General features: G+C 57.5%; 2 protein-coding genes. One reads left to right on the top strand and one right to left on the bottom strand.

The features are described 5' to 3' along the window. Positions 1–221: 221 nt before the first annotated feature. Positions 222–545, top strand: a complete 324-nt coding sequence (locus ACYVG7_RS10515) for a Mor transcription activator family protein (protein ID WP_460883067.1) — start codon at positions 222–224, stop codon at positions 543–545. An 87-nt stretch (positions 546–632) separates the two neighbouring features. On the opposite strand, the gene ACYVG7_RS10510 is transcribed toward ACYVG7_RS10515, so the two are convergent. Further along, a complete protein-coding gene (locus ACYVG7_RS10510; RefSeq protein WP_460883068.1) occupies positions 633–2,093 on the bottom strand; it encodes a methyl-accepting chemotaxis protein in 1,461 nt (486 codons plus the stop codon). Between the last annotated feature and the right edge of the window lie 108 nt (positions 2,094–2,201).

Raw genomic sequence — 2,201 nt, 5'->3', positions numbered from 1 at the left:
GTAAAAGAGAGTATAAGATCACACCCAGAACGGTCGGTCAAACCCTCATGTTCTGCTTAAAAAACGTTCGCGATCTCGCCCTGCATTCATGGTTGGGTAAAGATGACAGCATGTCGATATCCTTTCAATTCACCAGGGCGAGGGAGTGAATGATGGCGTCTCAGTTATTGTCGGTACAGCCAAATGAGCTAGAGCAAATATCCTGTCAGGAGTTACCCGCCATGCTGCAAGATATTGTGCATCTGATTGGCATGGAAAATACCTATCGGCTGTTGAGTCAATATGGGGGTCAGATAAAATATGTGACTAAACATCCGAGTAAATGTATTTTCCGCTCCTGCGTTGCTGAACAAGAGCTCACTTGTTTCTGTCATGAATTAGGTGGCTTGACGATTGAAGTTCCCAAACTGGATCATTTAGAGAAGCGGGTTCGGAATATTCGCATCAATCAGGAGTTGCAGCGCGGTGTCTCGGTATCGGAAGTGGCTCGGCGTTATCAGCTCTGTGTGCGCCATGTGCGGAATATTAAAAAGCTAGCCTGTTGATGGGGGTGCGTGGCCCGGCGGGCGAGAGCCGCGGACAAAAAAAGGGGTGAACTCGGCGGTTCACCCCGGAGCGATCCGGCTCCGCGTCTAGACGCGGAAACGGCGGGCCAAGTCGCTGAGGCGGTGCGCCAGGGCGTTCAGCTCCTTGCAGGCACTGGCGGTCTGGTGGGTTCCTTCCGCCAGTTCGGCGCAGGCGGTATTGATATTGATGATGTTGCGGTTGAGATCTTCGGCCACCGAGTTCTGCTCTTCGGTGGCGGTGGCGATATGGGTATTCATATCGGATATATCGGCGACCGAGGTGGCGATGACTTCGATGCTGTGGCCCGCTTGCTCGGCGCGCTGCACGCACAGCCCGACCATTTGTTGTCCGGCCTGTGTCGCTTGTACGGCCTCTTTGCCCCTTTGTTGCAGGGTGCCGATGATGCTGTTGATCTCCTGGGTTGACTGTTGAGTGCGCTTGGCCAGCGTTCGCACCTCATCGGCCACGACCGCAAAACCGCGCCCCTGTTCACCGGCCCGAGCCGCCTCGATGGCGGCGTTCAGGGCCAGCAGGTTGGTCTGATCGGCGATGCCACGGATCACCTCCAAGACCACGCCAATCCGGCTGCTGTCCTGATCCAGCTCCTGCACCACTCGGGTGACCAGCTCTACCTCATTGGCGACCCGCTGGATGGCCTGCAAGGTTTCATTGACCACACCGCCGCCCGCCACTGCTTCGTGATTGGCTTGTTGTGCCGCAGTCGCCGCTTGGGTGGTGCTGCGCGCGACCTCATTCACCGTGCTGCTCATCTCGTTCATGGCGGTGGCCAGGTAGGTGATTTCACTCTGCTGGCGTTGCTGACCTTGTGCCGATTGTTCGGCGATGGTGCTGACTTCTTCGGCGGCACTGCTGAGTTGTGCGACCGCCGAGGTTAATTCCTGAACCAGGGTGCGCAGATTCTGCTGCATGCGGCCAAATGCCCGGGCCAGGGTGCCGATCTCATCCTCCGAGAAACGGTTGTAGTCCAGATGACTGGTCAGATCGCCATTGGCGACCAGTTCGGCTTGCTGTAACAACCGCTGTAGCGGGGTGCGGATCAGATTACCGAGCCCCCAGGCGCAGAAGGCGACCAGCAGCAGCGACGCCCCAATCAGACTCCAGATCAGATAGAGTGAGTTCGCGTACAGGCGATCCCCTTCGGCGCTGGCGGCAATCGCATCTTGTTGATTGTGCGCTATGAGTTGCGCCACCGTCTCTTTCATCGCCCTGAACTGCTCATCGCCGGGGCCGTTCAGTAATGCGGTGGCGGCGGTCAGATCGGCTTGCTGCACCAGTGCGCTCATCTGTTGCTGCTGGGTGACATAGGCTTGCCATTGGTTGGTGAGGCTACTGATCAGCGGGCGCTGCTCTGCATCCATATCCTGATTCTGCAGGGCGTCGACACTCTTCTCGAGCGCGGCCTGATCCTGTTGCAGTCGCTCGGCATATTTTTGACTTTCAGCCGCGCTGTGCTGCTCCAGCATGCGCAACTGACGACGCCGGAAATCCGAGAGTTTGACATCAATGGCATTGACCAGTACTAGACGGGGCAGAGGCCTTGTTGATCAAATCCAAAGTCGGATACTCGCTCCCCAACCCGCCGGGCGGGCTTAGTTGACGGCCTGCCGAATGGG

It is taken from the genome of Pseudaeromonas pectinilytica, assembly GCF_054780855.1.
The sequence above is the reverse complement of the archived record's forward strand: the minus strand, read 5'-3'. Positions and strand labels throughout refer to the sequence as shown.

Bases quoted from the DNA above. Each gene is read 5' to 3' on its own strand.
- ACYVG7_RS10515 (WP_460883067.1), top strand. From the start codon at position 222: ATGCTGCAAGATATTGTGCATCTGATTGGCATGGAAAATACCTATCGG.